This window comes from Streptomyces sp. NPDC005808 (assembly GCF_042871385.1).
Classification (GTDB): domain Bacteria; phylum Actinomycetota; class Actinomycetes; order Streptomycetales; family Streptomycetaceae; genus Streptomyces.
Map to the genome: position 1 here is coordinate 459,672 of NZ_JBIAIK010000004.1, position 22,316 is coordinate 481,987.

Consider the following 22,316-nt stretch of genomic DNA (forward strand, 5'->3'; position numbering starts at 1 on the left):
CAACCGATTCGTGCCCTGTACGGGCGTGGACCTGCTCAAGCTCCACCTGGAGAACGGCCACTGAAGCTCCGACCGGAACTACTCCCCCGACCACTTCCGCAGCAGCGCCTCGCTTTCCGCACGGCGCGGGGTGCTGTCGTCGGCCTGCCCGCGCCGCCACGCGAGCAGGTCGCCGACGGACGCGCCGCCGTCGGCGAGGCGCTCCAGCACGACGGCCGAGAGTTCGCGCTCGACCTGGAGGTGGATCCCTCCGGAGACAGCGGGGAGAGCGCTCACCGCGACGGGCTCGGCCCCCACGTACACGGCGTCCTCGGTGATCCAGAACAGGCCGACCATGGCCATGGAGTTCCTCCGGCGGTTGCGCGATTCCCTGTGAGTGAACAGCTGTACGCCGCCCACGTGTTGGCCTGTGAGACGGGCGAGGCGGCCGCACGGTTCAGCCGCGCCGGGAAGTCGCCGGAAGGCGGAGGCGGCACACGCCCGGCCCGGCTGAAATCTGTTCACCGGAAACTCCCTCCTCATCTGTCACAGCCATGCCATACGCTGCTGACAGCAGCCGCGCCCCGCGCGTCACCGCAACTCGGCGGTCACGTCCGGGCGTTGCGCGGCGTTCTCAACTCCCGGCCATCCACCGGGTTTTCTTGTGGGGGTACATCACTGTGCGCAGGCGCAGCATTTCGACCGCGACAGCGCTCGCGGTTCTTTTCAGTTCGGCGGCGCTGAGCGCTGTCTCGGCCGGCCCGGCCTCGGCGGCCTCCGTCGCCATCGTCTCCAGCCCCGGCGGACTCGTCGTGGACGCCGCCCTCAAGCGTGTCTTCGTCGGTGACGGGGCCGACGGGCGGATCCAGGCCACCGACTACAACGGCAACCTCGTCGACCTGGCGGACGGCCTCGGCAGCGTCAACGACCTGGCGCTGTCGGACGACGGCACAACCCTGTACGCGGCCTCTTACGGCCGGGCCGAGATCGTCGCCCTCGACGCCGCGACCCTCGACATCCGGGCCGTCTACCCGGTCGGGACCGAGACGGGCCCGCAGCACCTCGCTTACGCCGGCGGCAAGGTGTGGTTCACCTACGGCGACTCGACGTCCGGGAATCTGGGCTCGGTCGACCCGCTCGCCAACCCGGCCGACGCGGTGCAGAGAGACCTGTTCCCGGCCGCGGCGCCGACCGCCCTGCAGGGTTGGGGTCTCCTCGACGCCGACCCAAGCACGCCAGGCCTGCTCGCAGTCGCAGCGAACAGCACGCCCGCGCGCTCGATGGCCGTCCTCGACATCACCGGGGCCGCGCCGCAGTTGGTCGCCCACAGCGACGCCTACAGCGTCGGCGACGTCGACCTCGTCCCGGGCACCGCCCAGGTGTTGCTCAACGCCACCGACCGGCTCGGCTACGCGGACGGCGCGTTCACCACGGCCGGCTCCTACCCGACCGTCGGCCAGCTGGCGGACGTCACCGCGGACGGTCTTGTCGCCCAGCGCACCGGCACCGACGTGGCGGTCTACCGCGCGAACGCCGCGAAGCCGCTGCGCACCTACACCACCGCACACGGCGTCAACGAGCTGGCCTGGGCCCCCGACTCCTCCCGGATCTTCGTGCTCGCGGCCCAGGACAGCGGCTACCAGCTGAAGGTCCTGACCGACCCCACGAAGAACGTCCCCACCGTCACCGTGAGCGCCCCCGCGTCCGCTCCCCGTGCCAAGAAGCTCACCGTCACCGGCAAGCTCTCGGCGACCGTGCCGCTGCCGGCCGGCGCCAAGCTGGCCGTCACGCGTACCGACCTGGACAGCCCGGGCGGCAAGGCGCTGCCCGCGGTCACGGTGAAGTCGGACGGCACCTACAGCTTCACCGACACCCCGCCGGCCGGCGGCACGGTCACGTACAAGGTCACCTATGCGGGCGACGCCGAGCACACTTCGGCCACGGCGTCCGACAAGGTCACGGTCTCCCGTGCGAAGCCGGCGCTGAGTCTGAACAAGAACGGCAAGGTCTACAACTACGGCACCGACGTCGCCTTCACCGCGCACCTCGGCTCGACGTACAAGAACCGCACGGTCGAGATCTGGGCGGACCCGTTCGGCAGCGACAAGCCCAACAAGCTGATGAAGACCGGCAAGGTCAACTCCAAGGGCGACATCGGCGCCTGGGTCGACATGACCCGCGACACGGTGATCACCGCGGTCTTCAAGGGCGACGCCCGCTACGCCCCCCGGACGGTGAAGGTCACGGCCTACGCACGGGTCAAGCTCTCCACCGCCGTCACCAAGCACTACAAGACCGGCAAGATCGGCTCGACGGCGTACTACTGGTTCCACAAGAACACCGACCCGGTGCTGACCACGACCATGACGTACTACCCGGGCCGCAGCCAGCGCCTCGAACTCGAGGTCTACTACCAGGGCTCCTGGTACAAGTCCGGCTCGGAGTACTTCGCCCTCGCCACGAACGGCAAGTCGGCGGTCAGCCTCGAGGCACCCGGCGAGTCCGGCATCCGGGCGCGCATGCGGTCGGCGTACATCAACAGCACGTCCGGCGACACCGTCAACTCGACGACGTACGGGTCCTGGAAGTACCTGTACTTCTCCAACTAGCCCGCCCGTAAAGGGATCTTGACGGCCCGGTTCCGGTCACGCGCGGGTGGCCGGGGCCGGGCCGACCAGTTCCGAAAGCACGTCCTCCATCGTGACGAAGCCGAGTACCGCGCCCTTCTCGCCGGTGACCGCGGCGAGGTGGCTGCCGTCGGCGCGCAGGGCGGTGAGGGTGTCGTCCAGCGGGGTGTCGATACGGACCCGGGTGACCGGGTGCAGGGCGGCGGGTGGGAAGGGGCGGTCGCGGTCGGCGACGCCCAGGGTGTCCTTGATGTGCAGGTAGCCGAGCAGGGTGCCGTTCTCGCCGGTGACCGGGAAGCGGGAGAAGCCGGCCTCGGCGGCCGCCCGTTCCAGCCGCGCAGGGGTCACCGTGTGGTCGACCGTGCGCATCTTCGGCACCGGCACGAGGATCTCGCCGACCGGGCGGGTGCCCAGCTCCAGCGCGTCGCGCAGCCGCTCGCCGTCGGCGGACGTGAGCAGTCCGGCCGCGCTGGAGTCGACCACCATGCGGGCGAGCTGGTCGTCGGTGAACACCGACTCCACCTCGTCCCTGGGCTCCACTCGCAACAGCTTCAGCAGCACGTTGGCGAAGGCGTTGATCCCGAAGACCGCCGGCTTCAGGGCCCTGGTGAGGGCCACCAGGGGCGGCCCGAGGAACAGCGCGGTGGGCACGGGGGCGGCGAGCGCGATGTTCTTCGGCACCATCTCGCCGATCAGCATGTGCAGATACGTCGCCACGGTCAGCGCGATGACGAAGGCGACCGGGTGCACCAGACCGTCCGGGATGTGCGCCGTCTCGAAGGCCGGCTCCAGCAGATGCGCGATCGCGGGCTCGGCGACCGCGCCGAGCACCAGCGAGGAGACGGTGATGCCCAGCTGGGCGGTGGCCATCATCGCGGAGATGTGCCGCAGCCCCCACAGGGTCATCCGGGCCCGCTTGTCGCCCTCCTGCGCGCGGGGTTCGATCTGACTGCGGCGCACCGAGATCAGCGCGAACTCCGCGCCCACGAAGAACGCGTTGGTCAGCAGGGTCAGGGCGCCGATGGCGAGCTGGACGACGGTCATCGGGCTTCCTCCGTGATCCGCTGCGGCGCGGCGGCCTGTTCGGTGATGCGGACCCGGTCGGCACGATGGTGCTCGACGTCCAGCACGGTCAGCCGCCAGCCGTCGAGGTCGACGGTGTCTCCCTCGGCGGGGATGCGGGCCAGCCGGGTGGCGACGAGTCCGGCGACGGTCTCGTAGGGCCCCTCGGGCGCCGTCAGTCCCATGCCGGTCAGCTCGTCGATCCGTACGCTGCCGTCCGCCTCCCACACGGCGCGGCCGTCCTCGGTGGCGGTGGCGGGCAACAGGTCGGGCGCCTCGATCGGGTCGTGCTCGTCACGGACCTCGCCCACGACCTCCTCGACGATGTCCTCCACCGTCGCCACCCCCGCCGTACCGCCGTACTCGTCGATGACGACGGCCATCGTGCGGCTCTCGCGCAGCCGCTCCAGGAGCCGGTCGGCGGCCAGGCTGTCGGGCACCAGGAGCGCGGCGGTGGCCAGCTCGGTGACCGGTGTGACAGCTCGCTCGGCAGGCTCCAGGGCCAGTACGTCACGGATGTGGACGGTGCCGACGACGTCGTCGAGGCTGCCGGCGTAGACCGGGAAGCGGGACAGCCCGGTGGCGTGGGTGAGGTTGGCGGCGTCGGCGGCCGTCGCGTGCGCTTCGAGCGCCTTGACGTCGACGCGCGGGGTCATCACGTTCTCCGCCGTCAGTTCGCCCAGGTGCAGGGTGCGTACGAAGAGTTCGGCGGAGTCCGCCTCCAGCGCGCCCTCGGCGGCCGAGTGCTGGGCGAGCGCGACCAGTTCCTCGGGGCCCCGGGCAAAGGCCAGCTCCTCGGCGGGTTCCAGGCCCATCCGGCGTACGAAACGGTTCGCGGTGTTGTTCAGGTGACGGATGAACGGCCCGAACGCGGCGGTGAACCCTCGCTGCGGGCCCGCCACGACCTTCGCGACGGCCAGCGGACGTGAGATGGCCCAGTTCTTCGGTACCAGCTCGCCCACCACCATCAGCACGACGGTGGAGACGACCACACCCAGCGCGGTCGCCACGGAGGAGGCCGCGCCACCCAGGCCTGCCGCCTCCAGCGGACCGCGCAGCAGCGTGGCGAACGACGGCTCGGCGAGCATGCCGATCACCAGTGAGGTGACGGTGATGCCGAGCTGGGCGCCGGACAGCTGGAGGGTCAGGCGGCGCACCGCCTTCAGCACGCCTTCCGCGCCGCGCTCGCCCGCCTCGGCGGCGCGCTCCAGATCACCGCGCTCGACGGTGGTGAGGGAGAACTCGGCCGCCACGAACAGCGCGCAGGCCAGCGTGAGCAGCAGGGCGAGCAGCAACAACAGGATCTCGGTCACCGTGCCACCCCCGATCCCTCACGCAGGCGTGGCGGGCGGGATGTGGCACGGCTGGTACTGGGAGGTTCACCCATCGCGGAACCGTCGCTCCTCGGTCGTACTCGTGGTCGTAGGTCCCGTCCAGTGTAAAGGGATCGCAAAGTTGTCCGACACCCCGGCCCCGTCGGCGACCGGCACCCCGGCAGGAACGTTGGAGCCCGAGGGAGTCAATATCTATGGCCGCAAAGTGAGAAATTGACGCGAGGTGCGATGAGGGTTTTTCGATCGACCGGCGGAAAAGATTTACCTATCACACATACCCGGTGGCAGCGTGCTACTGTTGATCTCAGTTGCAGTTGTGGTCCCCAGAAAATCCTGAGGGTAATCATCACGGCGACACGGAGTGCGCACAGCGTGCAGTCCGAGCACCGCCCCGAAGGAGATTTCGACATGGCTGCCGGTACCGTGAAGTGGTTCAACGCGGAAAAGGGCTTCGGCTTCATCGAGCAGGACGGCGGCGGCGCCGACGTCTTCGCCCACTACTCGAACATTGCCGCCCAGGGCTTCCGCGAGCTGCAGGAGGGCCAGAAGGTGACCTTCGACATCGCGCAGGGCCAGAAGGGCCCGACGGCCGAGAACATCGTTCCCGCCTGACGCTGACGTTTACTTCGCAGCTGGGGCCCGCACCTTGGGGTGCGGGCCCCAGCTCGCTGCGTTCACGGGGCGGGCTCGCTCCGGATGCGCACCGGACAACAAGACGGACAGAAGCCGGATTTCGATCCGGCTGTCGGACCGGCTTGAAATCCACCAGGCCCGGCCACACCTCATACTCAGCCTCACCACCAGGATCGCGCTGTTCAATTCGGCGCCGCATTCGGTGAGTACTTACTGCAGACCGATTTCGGTCTCGCATTGTCTTCGGCTCGTTCTTGCGATTCTCTGCGCTGCTCATTCGCTGCGGGAATTCCTTGATACGCGCCATATCAAGGAAGGTTTCGCATTGAATCGCGACCGCACACGTACCCGCACGAATGATCGCTTCGCGCGCACACGCTCCGGCGGCTCCGGCTCCGGGGGATACGGCTCCGGCTCAGGAGGCTCCGGCTCCGGAAGGAGTGGCGGCGGCCGCTCCGGTGCTCCCAGCCGCGGCGGAAGCTACGGGCGCCGCCCGGCCGCGCTGCAGGGCGAGTTCGCACTGCCGAAGACGATCACACCCGCTCTCCCCGCCGCCGAGTCGTTCGCCGATCTCGACATGCCGGCTCCGTTGCTGGCCGCGCTCGGCCACGAAGGCGTGAGCGCGCCCTTCCCGATCCAGGCGGCGACGCTGCCGAACTCCCTCGCGGGCCGTGACGTACTCGGCCGTGGCCGCACCGGTTCGGGCAAGACCCTCGCCTTCGGGCTCGCGCTGCTGGCCCGTACGGCCGGTCAGCGTGCCGAGCCGCGCCAGCCGCTGGCTCTCGTCCTCGTGCCCACCCGCGAGCTCGCCCAGCAGGTCACCGACGCACTCACCCCGTACGCCCGCGCCGTGCGGCTGCGGCTGACCACCGTGGTCGGCGGGATGTCGCTCGGCAGGCAGGCCGGTGCGCTGCGCACCGGGGCAGAGGTCGTCGTCGCGACCCCGGGCCGGCTCAAGGACCTCATCGACCGTGGCGACTGCCGGCTGAACCAGGTCGCCATCACCGTCCTCGACGAGGCCGACCAGATGGCCGACATGGGCTTCATGCCCCAGGTCACCGCGCTGCTCGACCAGGTGCGTCCCGAGGGCCAGCGGATGCTCTTCTCGGCCACCCTGGACCGCAACGTCGACCTGCTGGTCCGGCGCTACCTGACCGACCCGGTGGTGCACTCCGTCGACCCGTCCGCAGGCGCGGTCACCACGATGGAGCACCACGTCCTGCACGTGCACGGCGCGGACAAGAACCGCATGACCACCGAGATCGCCGCGCGCGAGGGCCGGGTGCTGATGTTCCTGGACACCAAGCACGCGGTGGACCGGCTGACCGAGCACCTGCTGAGCAGTGGTGTCCGTGCCGCGGCCCTGCACGGCGGCAAGTCCCAGCCGCAGCGCACCCGGACCCTTGACCAGTTCAAGACCGGGCATGTGACGGTGCTGGTGGCGACCAACGTCGCGGCGCGCGGGATCCATGTCGACAACCTCGACCTCGTCGTCAACGTGGATCCGCCCACCGACCCCAAGGACTACCTGCACCGCGGCGGTCGTACGGCCCGCGCGGGCGAGTCCGGCAGCGTCGTCACGCTGGTGACGCCCAACCAGCGCCGCGAGATGACCCGGCTGATGGCCGCCGCCGGCATCACCCCGCAGAACACGCAAGTACGCTCGGGCGAGGCTGAGTTGAGCCGTATCACGGGCGCCCAGGCCCCCTCGGGCATCCCGGTCGTCATCAGGGCGCCGGTCGTCGAGCGGCCCCGGCGCGGTGGCTCCTCCTCGTCGTCCTCGTCGTCCCGCGGTCGTCGCGGCCGCACCGGACAGCGGCGGCCCGCCGCCAACCCGGCGGCCTAGCGGCACCGGTGGACCGCTCCACCCACCCCGGCCCCGGCCCCGGCCCCGGCCAGCCGCTCGTCCCCTTTATCCCCCTCGTTCTCCCCCTCCCATGTGAGGCATCATGCGCTGTGTCATCGCCCGCTTCCCGTTCGACCTCACCAAGAGCGGGGTTCTGGAAACGATGAAGGGCGTCAAGCCCGAGCCGATCACGGGTGAGTCCGTGATCATCGGCCGCTGCCACTACCCCGCCAAGCAGGTGGGCGAAGTCATCACCCGGCAGGACCGCCGCGACTTCACCAGCGGCGAGGTCACCCGGGCCATGGCCCGCCTCGGCTTCACCTGCCGCGGTGGCCAGGAGGCGGTCGCGCCCGCCGCCCCCGCCCCGCGCCCCCTGACTCCGCTCCAGAACGCGTCGGCGCTGCTCGGCAGCCCGGCTTCCCTGGAAGTCTGAGCGAGGGCGGGAGCAAAACCCGCCACCCGTCACCCGCCACACCAGTTCAGCCAGCTGTACAGCGATACAGCGATGAGGGCCCTGCCGACGCGCGTCGGCAGGGCCCTCATCGCGTTTGATCACGTTCCAGCGGGTTCTCAAGGGGTCTCAACGGTCCTCAACGGTCGAAGTAGCAGAATATTGACCTCCACGGCGCGCCGAAATCTACGCTCGCCAGAGTAGACATTGACTCGCGGTGTGGCTAAGGTTTCTCTCGTAGCCGCGGTCGAGCGAGACCCGGCAGGCACGAACGACAGACCGACCCAGAGGAAGGACGGAGGAGCAGACGCCATCTGGATCGCCCGGACCGCGATGTATCCGGTCCGGGTACCGCAAGACCCCTGGATTGGAAGGTGGTCCCCGGTCACGCATCCGCGATCCCCGCAACCCGGTGCTTCTCTCAGGCCGGGCAGCGGAAACAGAAGGTCGGCGCAGCGGTAAGGCCGACCGATGGTGTTGAATTTCCTTCGGGGCCCTGGTGCCGTACGGCACCAGGGCCCCTCGACGCGTTGCACATCGAGGTGAAATGACAGCAGATACTCCGCTCGGTGGCCGTCTGGACGACGACGACTACCCCGCATACACGATGGGCCGGGCCGCCGAGATGCTCGGCACCACCCCGGGCTTCCTCCGTGCCATCGGCGAGGCCCGTCTGATCACTCCGCTCCGTTCGGAGGGCGGGCACCGGCGGTACTCCCGCTACCAGCTGCGGATCGCCGCCCGCGCCCGCGAGCTGGTCGACAAGGGCACCCCGGTCGAGGCCGCCTGCCGCATCGTCATCCTCGAGGACCAGCTCGAGGAGGCTCAGCGCATCAACGCCGAGTACCGCCGCGCCACGAAGGAAACGACTGACAGATCCAGCTGACCGAGTCAGCTGTCGAGGTCGTCCGCGTAGTGCCGGAACCCGTGCCTCTCCCGGTGGATGCCCCACAGGGTGTCGGCGAGCGCCGCGGGGTCCTTTCTGTCGTGGCCCTGGATGATGGCGCCCGGGATGATGAGCTGCGCGACGTGAATTCCGTCGGCGGCGAGCGTGTCGTGCAGCAGGTGGCCGTAGGCGCTCTCGGCGGCGAAGGCGATGGAGGTGCCGGCCCGGTCGGGGTGGGGAACGACGGCGGTACCCCCGTTCACGAAGAGGATGGTGCCGCGCCCCAACGACCGCATCGAGGGCAGCGCCTCGCGGACGGCGGTGGCGGCCCCGTACAGGGAGAACTCGATCGGGCCCACGAGGTCGGCGGGGGCGGTTTCCAGTACCGGCCGCATGAAGTCCCGGTGCGGGATCGGGCTGTACTGCAGTACCTCGATCGGACCGAGCGTCTCGGCCGCGGCGGCCAGCGCCGCCTCCAGGGCTTTTGGATCGCGTACGTCGGCGGCGAAGCCGCGCGCTGTGACGCCGGCGTCGGCCAGGCCCGCGGCGAGGGCTTCGGCGCGTTCACGGTTGCGCGAGACGAGGGCGACGTCGTGGCCCTCCCGGCCGAACCGCCGCGCGACGGCGGCGCCCAGACCGGGTCCCGCTCCGATGATGGCGATGGTGGTCATGAGTGAGGCTTCCTTGGGTCGCGAAGGTGGCGGAGGTCGAGGAGTGGCGGAGCGGACGCGGGGTGATCAAGCGGTGGAAGGACGGGGGGCCGGAGCGGACGCGGGGGCTCCCGCGCGGGAGGGGGTCCTCCATGAGCATCCCGACTGCGGGCCGGACGCGCATCCCCGCAGAGCCGAGGACAGTCCATGATTCTTTCGACGGGGTCGGAACCAGGGTCGAAATCACGGTCAACGGAGCGCAGATGACAACAGCGGACAGTGTCGAGGTGAAGCCGGTCGCGGGGCTGATCGGCGCGGAGATCACGGGCGTCGATCTGGCGGACGGCTCACTGGACGACGAGGTGGTCGCGGTGATCCGGGCGGCGGTGCTGCGCTGGAAGGTGGTGTTCTTCCGGGACCAGCGGCTGGACCACGCGGCGCACCTCGCTTTCGCGCGGCGGTTCGGTGAGCCGGTGACGCTGGGCAAGCGCGGGAGCGCGTCGCCGGAGGGGTTCCCCCAGGTCGAGACGACGGCCGACCGGCTGGAGCTGGGCGGACGGTACGGCATGCACCACGCCGAGTGGCTGGAGCGGCGCCGGCACACCCTGCTGAGGGGCTGGCACTGCGACCACGGCGCCCGGATCGACCCGCCGGCGGCGACCATCCTGCGCGCCGAGACCGTACCCCCGTACGGCGGTGACACCACGTGGTCCAACCTGGCGGCGGCGTACGCGGGACTGTCGGAGCCGGTGCGGAACTTCGTGGACGGGCTGCGCGCCGAGCACCGGCTCGGGGTCGGATACCAGCCGCGGCCCGGCGACGACGCGTACGCACGTCATCTGCTGGACCGGCAGGTCGCCTCCAGCCACCCGCTGGTCCGGGTGCACCCGGAGACGGGGGAGCGGGTGCTGTCCGTCAACGGCTACTACGTGGAGCAGATCCAGGACGTGTCCCGCGCGGAGAGCCGGCTGCTCCTGGAGATGCTGCTCGAACAGGCGACCAGGCCCGAGTACACCGTCCGCTTCCGGTGGGAGCCGGGCAGCGTGGCCTTCTGGGACAACCGCGCCACCATCCACCTGGCCCCGAACGACCTGGCCCATCTCGACTTCCCGCGCGTCATGCACCGGGTCATGCTCACCGGTGACATCCCCGTCGGCGTGGACGGCAGGCCTTCCGAGGCGATCGTGGGGACGGAGCCGGGCCGCTGGTGACCTCAGGCGGCAGGCAGTGAGGCCAGCCAGTCGATGAGGAGCCGGTTGGTCTCGTCGGGGCGTTCCTGCTGGAGCCAGTGGCCGCAGCCATCGAGGATGTCGGAGGAGAACAGGCCCGGAAGGGTGGCGGGGTAGGCCTTGATCGCGTCGGCCCTCCAGGTGGTGGAGGCGTCCAGGCCGCCGCCGATGAACAGGGCGGGCTGGGTGATCGGGGCGCCGTCGAAGTCGGCGAGGTCCTCCCAGTCTCGGTCCATGTTCCGGTAGCGGTGCAGCGCTCCGCTCAGGCCGGTTCGCTCGAACTCCCCGGCGTAGAAGTCGAGATCGTCCTCGCCGAGCCAGCCGGGCAGCCGTCCGTCGGCGGGAAACCGGTCGCGCAGTTCCCCGCCCCGGCCGACGAAGTGCAGGTCGGGCGCGCCGGGTTCGGGCATCGTGTCGGCGGACAGGCCGGCGTAGAAGCTCGCGAGCCAGCCGCGTACGTCGGGCTCGATCTCGGCCTCGGCGCGACCGGGCTGCTGGAAGTAGGAGACGTAGAACTCCTCGTCCCCGCCGCCCATACCCGCGAAGATCTCGGTGGGCCGGGGGCCGCCGCGCGGCGCGTACGGAACGCTCAGCAGCCCCACCGCACGGAAGACATCCGGCCTGACCAGCGCGGAGTTGGCGGCGATGGGCGATCCCCAGTCGTGACCGACGATCACCGCCGACCGCTCGCCCAGGGCGTGCACCACCGCCGCGTTGTCCTCCACCAGTTCGAGCATGCGGTACGCCTCCGTGGCGGCGGGCCTGGAGGAACGGCCGTAACCCCGGACGTCGATGGCGACCGCCCGGTACCCGGCCGTCGCCAGCGCCGGGAGCTGGTGGCGCCAGGAGTACCAGGACTCCGGGAAGCCGTGCACGAGCAGCACCAGGGGGCCCGTGCCCTGCTCCACCAGGTGGATCCGGCCCGCGGGGGCGGGGACCAGCCGGTGCGTAACGTCCATGACCGGATGCGACATCTGTCCTCCAGGGTCCAGGGGGCTCGGTCTGCGGCTCAGGGTCTCCGTCTGCGATTCGATCATGCGGAACAGGGCAGGCTCGCGGCGAGTGTTGTTGCCGTTTCGGCAAACGGTTCGGTCAGTCCCCGGCGCAGAGGGCCGTGTGGAGAACGGCGTCCCTCGCGATTCGCCTCGACACCGTGACCGGTGAAGGTGACGGGACTGTCCGGCAGGTTGCCCGACCGCTCCGCGAGGCGGGCAGCCGGCTCCCCGTATCGTGACGCGTATGCAGTCCTACACAATCGGCCAGGCCGCCCGGCTGCTCGGCGTGAGCCCGGACACCGCCCGGCGGTGGGCGGACGCCGGGCGGGTTGCCACCCACCGGGACGACGGCGGGCGGCGGCTCATCGACGGCCGGGATCTGGCCGCGTTCTCCGTGGAGCTTGCGAAGACCGGCGGTGAGGAGGACGTCTCCTCCTACACCTCCGTCCGTAACGCGTTCGCGGGCATCGTCACCGCCGTCAAGCTCGGTGACGTCGCCGCCCAGGTGGAGATCCAGGCCGGGCCGCACCGGCTGGTCTCCCTCCTCACCCGGGAGGCTGTCGAGGAACTGGGCCTGGAGGTCGGCATGGAGGCCACCGCGAGGGTGAAGTCGACCAACGTGCACATCGACCGCGCTTAGGGCGCGCCTCCGCCAGATCCCTGTCAGGCCGCTGTCCGGTCACTGCCAGACCGACGCTCAGGTCGCTGTCCGGTCGCCGTCAGACCGACGTCGACGTCGAGTACGAGTGCGCCCCCGTGCCCGCCAGTGCACCCCCGTCGACGATCAGGTACTCGTCCCGGATCGGCGTGCCGTCGAACCACGACTCCAGGATCTCCCGGGTGCCCGCCGCGTAACGGGCCTGCGCGGAGAGCGAGGAACCGGAGATGTGCGGGGTCATGCCGTGGTGCGGCATGGTGCGCCAGGGGTGGTCCGCAGGGGCGGGCTGCGGATACCAGACGTCACCCGCGTAGCCCGCCAACTGCCCGCTCCGCAGGGCGCGTTCGACCGCGTCCCGGTCCACGATCTTCGCCCTGGCCGTGTTGATCAGATACGCGCCGCGCTTCATCGCACCGAGCAGCTCGTCCCCGAACAGCCCCTCCGTCTCCGGGTGCAGCGGCGCGTTGATGGTGATGACGTCGCAGTGCGGGGCCATGTCCTGGGAGCTCTCGTGCCAGGTCAGGCCCAGCTCCTCCTCGGTCTCGCGCGGCAGCCGGTAGCGGTCGGTGTAGTGCAGCTTCACGTCGAAGGGCGCCAGGCGGCGCAGCACCGCGAGCCCGATCCGCCCGGCGGCGACCGTGCCGACGTGCATGCCTTCGAGGTCGTACGACCGTGCCACGCAGTCGGCGATGTTCCAGCCGCCGTCCAGGACCACCTGGTGGGAGGGGAGGTAGTTCCGTACGAGCGAGAGCGTCATCATCACCACGTGCTCGGCGACACTGATGCTGTTGCAGTACGTCACCTCGGCGACCGTCACGCCGCGCGCGATCGCCGCGTCGAGGTCGACATGGTCGGAGCCGATGCCCGCCGTGACCGCCAGCTTCAGGTTCTTGGCGGCGGCGATGCGCTCGGGGGTCAGATACGCCGGCCAGAACGGCTGTGAGATCACGATGTCCGCGTCGGGCAGCTCACGGTCGAAGACCGAACCGTCGCCGTCCTTGTCGGAGGTGACGACGAGGGTGTGGCCGCGTTCCTCCAGGAAGCGGCGCAGGCCCAGCTCGCCGGTCACGCTGCCCAGCAGGTGACCGGGGGTGAAGTCGGTCGCCTTCGGGGTGGGCGTGGTCTGGCCGCCCGGGTAGTGGTCGATGACGGGCAGATCGTCCCGGGCGTACGTCTTCGGGTATCCGTCGGTCGGGTCGTCGTACAGGACGCAGAGCACCTTGGCCATGTCGCGGCTCTCCTCAACTCCGTTGTGGGCAGGTGCTCTTCACCATCCTCGGGGTCGATTCCGCAGGTCAAAGCGAACGTTGCTATGCCGGGATAGACGGCGGCTATCTCACCGCCGTACCTCCGGGCAGCGGCCGCGTCGCCGCAGTACGACCGGGCAGCGGCCGCGTCACCGCCGTACGACAAGGCAGCCGCCGCCTCACTCCCGTACCTCCAGGTAGGTGTGGAGCAGCGCGTCCAGGGCGTCGCGCACCCCCGCCTCGCGCGCCACCTTCAGCAGCGCCTGAGCGAGCACTGACTGCGGATCCCCCTCGGCCACCACGAGCCCCACCCGCGGTCCGTGCGCCGGACCCTTCAGCGGCACCACCCGCATCCCCTCCGGTACGCCGAACATGTGCAGCCAGGCGTGCGAGATCACGCTGGACCAGCGGCCGCCGGGCAGATGCGCGTACAGCCCGGCCACGCTGTCCGACTCGATCGCGGGCGCGGCCTCGGCGCCGTCTGCGGCGAAGCACTCGTCGATGATCCGGCGGTTGCGCATCCGGGGGCTCAGCAGGCACAGCGGCAGCGCCGCCGCGTCCGCCCAGCGCGCCGTCGAAGCGGCGGCCAGCGGGCCGTCCACGGGAGTGAGGAGCACGTACCGCTCCTCGTACAGCGGAAACCGTCGTACGTGCCGCAGCTCGTCGTCGTCCAGATACGTCATCGCCGCGTCCAGCTCGAACTCGGCGAAACCGTGGGTGATCTCGGCGGACGACAGCGACTCCAGGCTGACCCTGGCCTGCGGATGGCGCTCGCAGAACGGGTTGGTGAGGAGGGAGGCGGCGGGCAGCGCGGTGGGGACGATGCCCAGGCGCAGGGTGCCGGTCAGGCCGCCGCGCAGCGCCGACAGCTCCTGGCGCAGGGCGTCCCGCTCGGCGAGGATGCGGTGCGCCCAGGCGAGCACGACCTCGCCCTCCGGGGTCAGCCCCTCGTACCGCCGGGCCCGCCGCACGATCGGCACGTCCAGCTCGTGCTCCAGGCGCCGGATCGCCGCGGACAGCGAGGGCTGCGACACGAAACAGGCGGCCGCCGCCCGCGCGAAATGCCGCTCCCGGGCGAGCGCGACCAGGTACTCCAGCTGACGCAGCAGCATCAGTCACCTCCTCGACGACGGTACCCGCACGACAGCCGCCCGGTATGAACGCACATACAAGGGCTACCGGCTGATCACACGGCTCATGCAAAGTGACAGGAGACTTACGGCTCGCATATGCGGAAGTATGATCCGCCTATACCTGCCCGAGGGAGTAGTCCTGTGATCACCCGTTCCGTACGCCTCGCCGGAGGCACCGCCGCCGCACTCCTGGCGCTCAGCGCCTGCTCCTCCTCCGAGTCCGACTCCGCCTCCTCATCGGAGCTTTCCGGCACGGTGACCGTCTTCGCGGCGGCCTCGCTCCAGGAGAGCTTCACGACGCTGGGCAAGGACTTCGAGAAGGCCCATCCCGGCACGAAGGTGACGTTCAGTTTCGGCGGCAGTGACACGCTCGCCGCGAGCATCACCGGGGGTGCCCCGGCGGACGTGTTCGCCTCCGCGAGCCCCAAGACGATGGCGATCGTGACGGACGCTAAGGACGCGTCCGGCACCCCCGCCACCTTCGCGCGCAACCAGCTGGAGATCGCGACCCTGCCGGGCAACCCCGACAAGATCGCCTCCCTGAAGGACCTCACCAGGTCCGGCCTCAAGGTCGTGCTCTGCGACGAGACCGTGCCGTGCGGCGCCGCCGCGCAGAAGGCGCTGGACGCGAGCGGCCTCAAGCTCACCCCGGTCTCCTACGAGCAGGACGTCAAGAGCGCCCTGACGAAGGTGGAGCTGAAGGAGGCCGACGCCGCCGTCGTCTACAAGACCGATGTGAACGCGGCGGGTGACAAGGTGGACGGCGTGGACTTCCCCGAGTCGGCCGAGGCCGTCAACGACTACCCGATCACCCTGCTCAAGGACGCGCCCAACGCCGCAGCGGCGAAGGCGTTCATCGCGCTGGTCCAGTCCGCCGAGGGTCAGAAGGTGCTGACGACCGCCGGGTTCCTGAAGCCGTGACCGAGCCCGCCCCCGACAAGCCCGACGCCCCGAACGACGCCGTGACCGATACCGCGGCCGATACCGCGGCCGAGAACGGGACCGACACCGTGACCGGTGGGCCGCGGCGCCGGCGTGTCCGGGGCGGGGTGCCGGGCAAGCGGGGCAGCGTACCCGGCAAGCGGGGCGGCGTACCCGGCATCCGGGGCGGCGTTCCGCTTCCCCTCCTGCTGCCCGCGCTCGTGGGACTGGCCTTCCTGCTCCTCCCTCTGGTCGCCCTGCTCGTCCGGGCTCCCTGGCGCAGCCTCCCGGACCAGCTGGCCAGTACGGCGGTCTGGCAGGCCCTTCAGCTGTCGCTGCTCACGGCGACGGCGGCCACCGCGGTGAGCCTGGTCCTCGGCGTACCCCTCGCCTGGCTGCTGGCCCGCACGGACTTCCCGGGACGCGGCTTCGTACGCGCCCTGGTCACCCTGCCCCTCGTGCTGCCCCCGGTGGTCGGCGGTGTCGCGCTGCTCCTTGCCCTCGGCCGCAACGGTGTCGTCGGGCAGTGGCTGGACTCGGCCTTCGGGATCACGCTGCCGTTCACCACGGCGGGGGTGGTGGTCGCCGAGGCGTTCGTGGCGATGCCCTTCCTGGTCATCAGCGTGGAAGGCACGCTCCGGGCCGCCGATCCACGCTACGAGGAGGCAGCGACGACTCTGGGCGCCTCCCGCTTCACCGCGTTCCGCCGGGTCACCCTGCCGCTGATCGCCCCCGGCGTCGCGGCGGGCTCCGTACTGGCCTGGGCCCGTGCGCTCGGCGAGTTCGGCGCGACGATCACGTTCGCCGGCAACTTCCCCGGCCGTACGCAGACCATGCCGCTGGCGGTGTACCTCGCCCTCCAGAACGACCCGGCCGCCGCGATCGCCCTGAGCCTGGTGCTGCTCGCCGTATCGATCGCGGTACTGGCGTGCCTGCGGGACCGCTGGATGACGGGAGTGTCATGACGACCGACGCAACGATCGCGCCACTGACGACGTACCCCCGGAACGCCGGACGACGTGGATGTCATGCACGCTACTGACGTACCCACGGAACCGCCGCACGACAGGACTGTCATGACGACCGACACATCGATCGCGCCACTGACGCACCCGCGGAACCGCCGCACGACAGGACTGTCATGACGACCGACGCAACGATCGCGTCCGGCAAGGGCCTCGACACGCGCCTCGTCGTCGACCGCGGCTCCTTCCACCTCGACGTCACCCTCACCGCCGCCCCCGGCGACGTTGTCGCGCTCCTCGGCCCGAACGGTGCCGGCAAGACCACCGCGCTACGCGCCCTCGCCGGACTCACCCCGCTCTCCACGGGCGGCCATCTCCGCCTGGACGGGAGCGACTTGGACGGTACGCCGCCCGAGTCCCGTCCCGTAGGCGTCGTCTTCCAGGACTATCTGCTCTTCCCGCACCTCACCGCACTGGACAACGTCGCCTTCGGACCGCGCTGTCAGGGCGTGCCCAAGGCGGAGGCCCGCGCGCAGGCCGCCGGCTGGCTGGACCGGATGGGGCTGGCCGAGCACGCGGGTGCCAAGCCCCGTCGGCTGTCCGGCGGTCAGGCCCAGCGCGTCGCCCTCGCCCGCGCGCTGGCCACCCATCCCCGGCTGCTCCTGCTCGACGAGCCGCTCGCCGCCCTCGACGCCCGCACCCGCCTCGACGTACGGGCCCAACTCCGGCGCCATCTCGCCGACTTCGAGGCCGTGGCCATCCTGGTGACGCACGATCCGCTGGACGCGATGGTGCTGGCGGACCGGCTGGTGGTCATCGAGGACGGCCGCGCGGTCCAGGACGGAACCCCGTCGGACATCGCGCGCCATCCGCGTACCGACTACATCGCCCAGCTCGTCGGCCTCAACCTCTACCGGGGCCGGGCGGACGGCCACACGGTACGGCTGGACGCGGGTCCGGCGATCACGACGACCGAGGACCTCACCGGCCCCGTCTTCGTGGCCTTCCCGCCGAGCGCCGTCACCCTCCACCGCGGCCGCCCCACCGGCTCCAGCGCACGCAACCTGTGGAGTTGCGAGGTCGGCGGCCTGGAAACGCACGGCGACCAGATCCGCGCGGACCTCACCGGCGAACTCCCGCTGGCCGCCGACCTCACCACCGTCGCCGCCACCGAACTCGATCTGCGTCCGGGCGCGCCGGTCTGGGCGACGGTGAAAGCGACGCAGACGCACGCGTATCCGGCGTGAGCCGCCGGGACCATCCCCCTCAAGGCCCGCGGTCCGCTACAAGTGACCCTGTGACATCGACCCCTCGCGATTCCGAGACCTCCACCTCCGAGACACCCATCTCCCAGGCGCCCATCTCCGAGACCCCCACCTCCGACACCCCGGCCCTGGCCACCGCGCTGGGCATGCAACGGCACCCGGAGGGCGGCTGGTTCGTCGAAACATGGCGGTCGCCGCAGGCCTTCCGCCCCGACGGCTACCCCGGCCCCCGCGCAGCGGCCACCGCGATCCACTTCCTGCTCGGCCCCGGCGACACCTCCGCCTGGCACACGGTCCGCTCCGACGAACTCTGGCTCTGGCACCGCGGCGGCCCGCTGGAACTCCTCCTCGGCGGCGACGCCGACCAGCCGGACAAGGCCCCTGAGGTCATCCGCCTCGGCCCCGCGGTGGAGAACGGCGAACGCCCACAGGCTCTCGTACCCGGCGGCATCTGGCAGTCCGCCCGCCCGGCAACCGACCAGGAGGTCCTGGTCAGCTGCATCGTCGCCCCCGGCTTCGACTACGAGGACTTCCGAATCATCGACTCCCAGGACTGAGCCCCTGGCTCCGTCAGACGCGCGTCATCCTGCGTCGCTGGTGTCCGCCGGCCACCCTGGGGCGCGCAGTGCCGTCTCGATCCGCGTAAGCCAGTGCTCGACGGTCCGAGGGTGAGCAACCCGCTTCCCGCGCCCGCGAGTTCACCGGCCGCCGGAAGGAGCCGGGCGTGGCTGCGCTCCAGGGCCGCCCGGTCGTCCAGTGCGAGGGCGGCGGTGGCCTCCAGACAGCACAGGGCCTCATACAACAGGTCGTGGGGCGGCTCAGGCACGGCACGCAGCGCGACGGCCGCCTCCGCACGGCGGCCCGCCTCCAGGAGGACCAGCGGTTCGGCCCAGGGGCGGTACGGTCCCCAGTCCGCGTGCGGGTCCACGCCGCTCGGTCCCCAGTCCGCGTGCGGATCCGCGTCGCTCGGCGGCATCCCGAGGCTCAGCAGGGCCAGGGGGAGCAGCCCTCGCTCAAGGCCGGGCATCCCGGCGCCGTTCAGCCGCGCGGCGGCGGCCCGGTACGCGGTCTCCGCCCCCTCCCGGTGCTCCGAGGCCGCCAGCCGCAGCGCCGCGTACCACTCGGTGAACACCCCGACCAGCGGCAGTTCATGACGCTCCGCCAGGCGGTCGGCCGCGGCGGCGTGTTCGTCCGCCGTACGGAAGTCGGCGAGGGCACTGCGGGACTGGATCCGGATGAGATGACCGAGGACCTCGAAGGTCGTCAGGCCGTGCCGCGCGGACACGGCGATCAGCTCCGCGCCGATCCGGTCCCGCCGCGCGGCGAGACCGGCCCGGGTACAGGACTGCATGAACGTGCCGTTCAGAGCGAACACAAGCAGCGCCGGGTCGTCGATACTGCGGGCGATCGCCTCCGCCTCGCGGGCGGCCTCCGGTCCGCGGGGCGCGTGCGTGCCTCGCGACTCCAGCGCGATCGTGGCCAGCAGGCGGCAGCGCGCCCCCGTCGTACGCCGGGCCCGGGCCCGTCGCGGTGACCCATCTCGCCTCGCTCGACGTGCTGCCCACCCTGGACATGTGGGACGTGCTGCACGGCACGACCGCCGCGGTCGCCTTCCACCTGTACCTGATGGCGCAGCCGCCGGGTCTGCCGGAGCAACTGATCGGCGCGGCCCCGGACGCGTTCTTCGGTCACTTCCTCGACCAGTGGACGCGGAACCCGGAGTCGGCGGCCATCCCGGAGAACTTCCGCGCCGCCTACCTGCAGGCGTCCCGCGAGGCGGTGCCGTCGATCGTCGCCGACTACCGCGCCTCCGCCGGTATCGACGTCGTGCACGACTTGGCCGACCGCGAGTCCGGCAACCGGCTGCGGATGCTGTCACCGTCCTGCAGCAGGACTGGGGCGCGGCCCTCGGTTTCGACGCCGCCGCCCGGTGGGCCGCCTGGGCGACCGATCTGCACCATTCCACCGTGTCCTGCGGGCACTTCATGGCGGAGGAGGCACCCGCGGAGGTCACCAAGGCGGTCCGGGACCTGCTCACCCGGACCCCGTGACAGGCATCCCCGTACCCCCGTAACCCTCTTGGCGCCTTTGTGACGCCGGACGCCGGTTGCGGATCACTCAGCGTGGGCATGACCCGTAGGCAGGACCGGCCGCGCACCGTATCGCGCGGGTCCCGGCCGGCGGGGGGTCCGACCGCCGGGAGTGCCGACCGTCCTGGAGGGGAGTGAGGTGTCATGCGTGCGCATGAGCGCGCCGTCCGGCAGACCGCCCGCGTCGAGTACACACTGCCGCGCACAGCAGTGTCGGCGGGGAGGGCCCGCAGGCTCACTTCGGCGTTCCTCACCCGGCCGCGGACGGACGCGCCGACCGCCGACCAGGTCGACGACGCCACGCTGATAGCTTCCGAACTCGTCGCCAACGCCGTCCGGCACGGCCGCACCGCCTGCCGGCTGCGCCTCCAGGTGGCACACGGCGAAGTGACGGTCGAGGTGCACGACGACAGCCCCGGCCGACCCAGTGTCGGCCCGCTGGACACCGACTCGGAGAGCGGTCGCGGTCTCGCGATGGTCCAGCAACTCGCCAAACGCCTGGAGGTCGTCAGCACCGGCTTCGGCGGCAAGACGGTCCGCGCGGTCCTCGCGGTGTGAGCCGCGGACGGTCCTCGCGGTGCGAGCCGCGGCTCCCCGGCCCGGAGTGACAGCTCGCCGGTCCGGAGTGACGGCTCCCCGGTCCGGAGTGACGGCTCCCCGGCCCGGAGTGACAGCTCCCCGGCCCGGAGTGACAGCTCGTCGGCCCGGAGTGACAGCTCGTCGGCCCCGGGCGACGGTGTGCGCCCGGGAGGGTGACGCGGAGCGGCCCGCCGACCGGCGTCGGCCGATAATCACCCCGCGCGCATGTAGAGACGAACCATGCGCTTCTCTCGTATCTCCCGCGTCGTCCGCGTCTCCCGTACTCGGAAAGTCTGGGTGTCGGCCGTGGCGGCGACGGCGGTCGCGGGCACCGCGCTGACCGCGGTGCTCATCACCGGAAGCGGAGACGACAGTGACGGCGCCGGCTCACGCGCCGATTCCGCGGACGAGGACCGGCGTACGGCGATGGCGCTGACCCGGTTCCGGACATCCACGGCCGCCGGCCCCTCGGAGGTCACCGTGCGGCTCCCCTCCGCGGGGACCGGGACGGTGACGGTGCGCGCCGTGGCCGACCATCGCCTGCATCGGGCGGTCGGGGTGTACGAGGTGACGGACGACGGCCACATCATGCGGGGCCTGCTCGCCTGGGACCTGGAGGGCATCGCGGTGGCCGGGTCCCCGGCGTCGGCCACGGACAACAGCCTTGCCACCAAGGCGAGACCGGCCGCCCCGGGTCCGGTGACCACCGCCGTCCAGGCGGCGCGTCGGGCAGGCACTTTGAAGTCCGGTCAGTGGACCCGCCGCCCCTACGGCACCGCTCCGCTGGACCAGGCACTGCGTGTGGCGCTGTCCGTGGGCGCGGACGGCCGGGCGAGCGGCCGGCTCCCCGCCGCATCCCAGCGGTTGGCGCCGCGCTCCCCGGGCGGCGACACCGTCGCCCGTCCCACGCCCTCGGCGCTCGCCCAGACCTACTCGCTCGACGCGGACGGCGATCTGCGCCGCATCACGGCCGAGGTCGCTCCCGGGCAGAAGGCAACGGTCGACTTCGCTGCGACCCGGGCCCGCGCAGGTGTTCCCGGCGCGCCGTGGGAATGATTCCCGGGCGCGGAACCCGGCCCGCTACACCGGTTCGGCTGACCAGTCGGTGAGGGCGGAGGGCTGCGTCGGCGCGGCAGCCGCACGGCAGACGAACCCGAGGCGGGTGAGCGCGCGGGCCACCTCGAACTCGGTGAAGTCGCGGCGGTCCTGCCGGGTGATGACCTCCCCGACCTGCTTGACGGGGTAGGTCCGCGGACCGATGACCACGGACGCGCCGGTGACGGATTCGGGCTGGATGTCCGCCATCGACTGCTCGACCTCGCCCTTGATGAGGTCGAAGGGGAAACGGGCGATCACACAACGCATGGGTGCCTCCGCGGGGGAAGTTTCCGAACACCGGAAAGCAGGCACGGCGTCACGGGAAATTCGCCGAAAATTTAATGCGGGAATAAAACAAAAGCAGGTGGCCGGGACGCGCACCTCAGGGTGCAGGTCCCGGCCACCTGTAAGCGTCGGCCGACTCAGGAGTCAGGCGTCAGCGGGGGTCCCGGACTAGGCGGGGACGATGTTCTCCGCCTGGGGGCCCTTCTGGCCCTGGGTGACGTCGAAGGTCACCTTCTGGCCTTCCTGGAGCTCACGGAAGCCCTGGGTGGCGATGTTCGAGTAGTGGGCGAAGACGTCGGCGCCGCCGCCGTCCTGCTCGATGAAGCCGAAGCCCTTTTCCGCGTTGAACCACTTCACGGTGCCAGTAGCCATGTCAAATCTCC

Annotated in this window: 23 protein-coding genes and 1 pseudogene; 14 read left to right on the top strand and 10 right to left on the bottom strand. The window is 71.0% G+C overall.

What is annotated here, in order from left to right; translation table 11 throughout:
• Positions 1-78 precede the first annotated feature (78 nt).
• Positions 79-342 (bottom strand): hypothetical protein, encoded by a 264-nt coding sequence (locus ACFYPC_RS12495; RefSeq protein WP_388674189.1) that lies wholly within the window; start codon positions 340-342, stop codon positions 79-81.
• Between the two features lie 317 nt (positions 343-659).
• Between ACFYPC_RS12495 and ACFYPC_RS12500 the strand changes: the two genes are divergently transcribed.
• The gene (locus tag ACFYPC_RS12500; RefSeq protein ID WP_388674191.1) at positions 660-2,588 is read left to right on the top strand and encodes a YncE family protein; all 1,929 of its coding nucleotides are present in this window, start codon (positions 660-662) and stop codon (positions 2,586-2,588) included.
• 36 nt (positions 2,589-2,624) lie between these two features.
• Here ACFYPC_RS12500 and ACFYPC_RS12505 read toward each other — a convergent pair whose 3' ends face one another.
• Both ACFYPC_RS12505 and ACFYPC_RS12510 read right to left on the bottom strand, forming a co-directional pair.
• Positions 2,625-3,650, bottom strand: coding sequence for a hemolysin family protein (locus ACFYPC_RS12505; RefSeq protein ID WP_388674193.1), 1,026 nt, complete (start codon positions 3,648-3,650; stop codon positions 2,625-2,627).
• A complete protein-coding gene (locus ACFYPC_RS12510; protein WP_388674195.1) occupies positions 3,647-4,981 on the bottom strand; it encodes a hemolysin family protein in 1,335 nt (444 codons plus the stop codon). The genes ACFYPC_RS12505 and ACFYPC_RS12510 overlap by 4 nt, the downstream gene beginning before the upstream one ends.
• Positions 4,982-5,410: 429 nt before the next feature.
• Between ACFYPC_RS12510 and ACFYPC_RS12515 the strand changes: the two genes are divergently transcribed.
• The 4 genes from ACFYPC_RS12515 (at position 5,411) to ACFYPC_RS12530 (ending at position 8,818) form a co-directional block, all read left to right on the top strand.
• The gene (locus ACFYPC_RS12515) at positions 5,411-5,614 is read left to right on the top strand and encodes a cold-shock protein (protein WP_055611897.1); all 204 of its coding nucleotides are present in this window, start codon (positions 5,411-5,413) and stop codon (positions 5,612-5,614) included.
• A gap of 346 nt (positions 5,615-5,960) precedes the next feature.
• Positions 5,961-7,481 (top strand): DEAD/DEAH box helicase, encoded by a 1,521-nt coding sequence (locus ACFYPC_RS12520; protein ID WP_388674197.1) that lies wholly within the window; start codon positions 5,961-5,963, stop codon positions 7,479-7,481.
• A 103-nt stretch (positions 7,482-7,584) separates the two neighbouring features.
• Positions 7,585-7,914 (top strand): SCO5918 family protein, encoded by a 330-nt coding sequence (locus ACFYPC_RS12525; RefSeq protein ID WP_388674199.1) that lies wholly within the window; start codon positions 7,585-7,587, stop codon positions 7,912-7,914.
• A gap of 565 nt (positions 7,915-8,479) precedes the next feature.
• On the top strand, positions 8,480-8,818 hold the full coding sequence (locus ACFYPC_RS12530) for a MerR family transcriptional regulator (protein ID WP_388674201.1): 339 nt from the start codon (positions 8,480-8,482) through the stop codon (positions 8,816-8,818).
• A 5-nt stretch (positions 8,819-8,823) separates the two neighbouring features.
• Here the strand turns inward: ACFYPC_RS12530 and ACFYPC_RS12535 are convergent, their stop codons facing one another.
• Positions 8,824-9,489 (bottom strand): SDR family NAD(P)-dependent oxidoreductase, encoded by a 666-nt coding sequence (locus ACFYPC_RS12535; RefSeq protein WP_388674203.1) that lies wholly within the window; start codon positions 9,487-9,489, stop codon positions 8,824-8,826.
• A 242-nt stretch (positions 9,490-9,731) separates the two neighbouring features.
• Between ACFYPC_RS12535 and ACFYPC_RS12540 the strand changes: the two genes are divergently transcribed.
• Positions 9,732-10,679 carry a TauD/TfdA dioxygenase family protein gene (locus ACFYPC_RS12540; RefSeq protein WP_388674205.1) on the top strand — a complete coding sequence of 316 codons (948 nt, stop codon included), beginning with the start codon at positions 9,732-9,734 and terminating at the stop codon, positions 10,677-10,679.
• A 2-nt stretch (positions 10,680-10,681) separates the two neighbouring features.
• Here the strand turns inward: ACFYPC_RS12540 and ACFYPC_RS12545 are convergent, their stop codons facing one another.
• Positions 10,682-11,671 (bottom strand): alpha/beta fold hydrolase, encoded by a 990-nt coding sequence (locus ACFYPC_RS12545; RefSeq protein WP_388674207.1) that lies wholly within the window; start codon positions 11,669-11,671, stop codon positions 10,682-10,684.
• 265 nt (positions 11,672-11,936) lie between these two features.
• Here ACFYPC_RS12545 and ACFYPC_RS12550 point away from each other — a divergent pair, with 265 nt between their 5' ends.
• The gene (locus tag ACFYPC_RS12550) at positions 11,937-12,332 is read left to right on the top strand and encodes a molybdopterin-binding protein (RefSeq protein WP_388674209.1); all 396 of its coding nucleotides are present in this window, start codon (positions 11,937-11,939) and stop codon (positions 12,330-12,332) included.
• Between the two features lie 79 nt (positions 12,333-12,411).
• Here ACFYPC_RS12550 and ACFYPC_RS12555 read toward each other — a convergent pair whose 3' ends face one another.
• Positions 12,412-13,578, bottom strand: coding sequence for an NAD-dependent formate dehydrogenase (locus ACFYPC_RS12555; RefSeq protein ID WP_388674211.1), 1,167 nt, complete (start codon positions 13,576-13,578; stop codon positions 12,412-12,414).
• 198 nt (positions 13,579-13,776) lie between these two features.
• The gene (locus ACFYPC_RS12560; protein WP_388674213.1) at positions 13,777-14,709 is read right to left on the bottom strand and encodes a LysR substrate-binding domain-containing protein; all 933 of its coding nucleotides are present in this window, start codon (positions 14,707-14,709) and stop codon (positions 13,777-13,779) included.
• A 162-nt stretch (positions 14,710-14,871) separates the two neighbouring features.
• Between ACFYPC_RS12560 and modA the strand changes: the two genes are divergently transcribed.
• The 4 genes from modA to ACFYPC_RS12580 all read left to right on the top strand — a co-directional run bounded on the left by modA (position 14,872) and on the right by ACFYPC_RS12580 (position 18,438).
• Positions 14,872-15,651: a molybdate ABC transporter substrate-binding protein gene (modA, locus tag ACFYPC_RS12565; protein WP_388674215.1), complete on the top strand. Its 780-nt coding sequence runs from the start codon at positions 14,872-14,874 to the stop codon at positions 15,649-15,651.
• An 89-nt stretch (positions 15,652-15,740) separates the two neighbouring features.
• The gene (gene modB / locus ACFYPC_RS12570) at positions 15,741-16,616 is read left to right on the top strand and encodes a molybdate ABC transporter permease subunit (RefSeq protein WP_388674335.1); all 876 of its coding nucleotides are present in this window, start codon (positions 15,741-15,743) and stop codon (positions 16,614-16,616) included.
• A 176-nt stretch (positions 16,617-16,792) separates the two neighbouring features.
• Positions 16,793-17,863: an ABC transporter ATP-binding protein gene (locus ACFYPC_RS12575; protein ID WP_388674217.1), complete on the top strand. Its 1,071-nt coding sequence runs from the start codon at positions 16,793-16,795 to the stop codon at positions 17,861-17,863.
• Positions 17,864-17,913: 50 nt separating this feature from the next.
• A complete protein-coding gene (locus tag ACFYPC_RS12580) occupies positions 17,914-18,438 on the top strand; it encodes a cupin domain-containing protein (protein WP_388674219.1) in 525 nt (174 codons plus the stop codon).
• Here ACFYPC_RS12580 and ACFYPC_RS12585 read toward each other — a convergent pair.
• Positions 18,402-19,232 (bottom strand): regulator, encoded by an 831-nt coding sequence (locus ACFYPC_RS12585; RefSeq protein WP_388674221.1) that lies wholly within the window; start codon positions 19,230-19,232, stop codon positions 18,402-18,404. The genes ACFYPC_RS12580 and ACFYPC_RS12585 overlap by 37 nt on opposite strands.
• Before the next feature lie 170 nt (positions 19,233-19,402).
• On the opposite strand from ACFYPC_RS12585, the pseudogene ACFYPC_RS12590 reads away from it, so the two are divergent.
• The 3 genes and pseudogenes from ACFYPC_RS12590 to ACFYPC_RS12600 form a co-directional block, all read left to right on the top strand.
• Positions 19,403-19,932: pseudogene (locus ACFYPC_RS12590) on the top strand (alpha/beta hydrolase); the annotation flags it as partial.
• 183 nt (positions 19,933-20,115) lie between these two features.
• The gene (locus tag ACFYPC_RS12595; protein ID WP_388674223.1) at positions 20,116-20,529 is read left to right on the top strand and encodes an ATP-binding protein; all 414 of its coding nucleotides are present in this window, start codon (positions 20,116-20,118) and stop codon (positions 20,527-20,529) included.
• Between the two features lie 261 nt (positions 20,530-20,790).
• A complete protein-coding gene (locus tag ACFYPC_RS12600; RefSeq protein WP_388674225.1) occupies positions 20,791-21,606 on the top strand; it encodes a hypothetical protein in 816 nt (271 codons plus the stop codon).
• 24 nt (positions 21,607-21,630) lie between these two features.
• Here ACFYPC_RS12600 and ACFYPC_RS12605 read toward each other — a convergent pair whose 3' ends face one another.
• Entirely contained in the window at positions 21,631-21,915 is a 285-nt protein-coding gene (locus tag ACFYPC_RS12605; RefSeq protein WP_388674227.1) for an SCO5918 family protein, read from the bottom strand.
• Between the two features lie 186 nt (positions 21,916-22,101).
• A complete protein-coding gene (locus ACFYPC_RS12610) occupies positions 22,102-22,305 on the bottom strand; it encodes a cold-shock protein (RefSeq protein WP_010986199.1) in 204 nt (67 codons plus the stop codon).
• Positions 22,306-22,316: the final 11 nt, after the last annotated feature.